The organism is Shewanella sp. Isolate7 (assembly GCF_022398425.1).
Classification (GTDB): Bacteria; Pseudomonadota; Gammaproteobacteria; order Enterobacterales; family Shewanellaceae; genus Shewanella.
The window spans coordinates 1-966 of the sequence record NZ_JAKEVJ010000174.1 but is presented as its reverse complement, the minus strand read 5'-3'; the positions used below and the strand labels follow the sequence as shown (position 1 = coordinate 966).

At 47.1% G+C, this 966-nt stretch carries 1 protein-coding gene; it reads left to right on the top strand.

Features of this window, described 5'->3' with window-relative positions; translation table 11 throughout:
- On the top strand, window positions 1-197 hold a 197-nt coding region (locus L1D47_RS20810), incomplete at its 5' end, for a transposase (RefSeq protein ID WP_239886608.1).
- Window positions 198-966: the final 769 nt, after the last annotated feature.

Genomic DNA, 966 nt, shown 5'->3' with positions numbered 1-966 from the left:
TCAACATCGAGTATTTAAAAGCCAGCATTCGGGCGAAGGTAGAACACCCGTTTCGGATCATCAAATGTCAGTTCGGCTTTATCAAAGCACGCTATAAAGGGCTGACGAAAAATGACTCACAGTTAGCCATGCTATTCACCTTGGCGAACCTGTTTAAAGTAGACCAGATGTTACGACGACAGCCAAGATCTGTCTGAAATCCGGGAATAGCGCGGAATTAGGTCGAAATTCGGCCTAAAACGGCAGTATATTGGCCAAAATTGAACAGTTAGCGTTCAAAAATCAGGCGATACCTAAATTGCAGGACTTGTTCGCAGTTTCCCTAGGGAAGGTGCGAATAAGTCCCCTGCTTGCTCTGCGTGTGCTTAAAGTGGATAGATGCTAGGCACAGTTTGCAGCGAATGGCCCTAGTCCTTCGCAAGAACTGTAACGCAGCAAATACCGCTGTAAGCCTCGCCCTGCGGGGCTTTGATAGCAACACCATTTCGGCGTTATTCAACTTCAGCAGGCCTCGGCATGCCCTCAGTTGAATTCCTTGAACTGTCGCTGCTATCAAAGCCAGAGCTGTGCGACGACTTGTTCGCACCTTCCCTAGTTCAGTGTTTACGGTGTTCAAATTGAGTACCGAGGTTGCGTGGTTCGCACCTTAATTGGGCGTTAGCACATAGAAAAATTAATCTGAAACTCATCAGTATGGAACTAAAGTTCTAACACGGAAATGTCCGTGCGACCTGAGGTCGTATGAAGCGTTGTTCACCGCTTAACGAGTGAACCATCTGTATCACCAGATGAACCTACGAGCCTGAATAAAGCAGCGGCTCGGACAATGTAACGAAACTTGGCCGTTAGGCTGAGTGGGAAAAGAATCGTGAGAGGACGTTCCTCCTGAAAACCACAATTCGGGTAAGTGCTAGGTAGTCAGTATGATGAACGTATGTGAATCCATTCAAGGTGCGTTATATGATG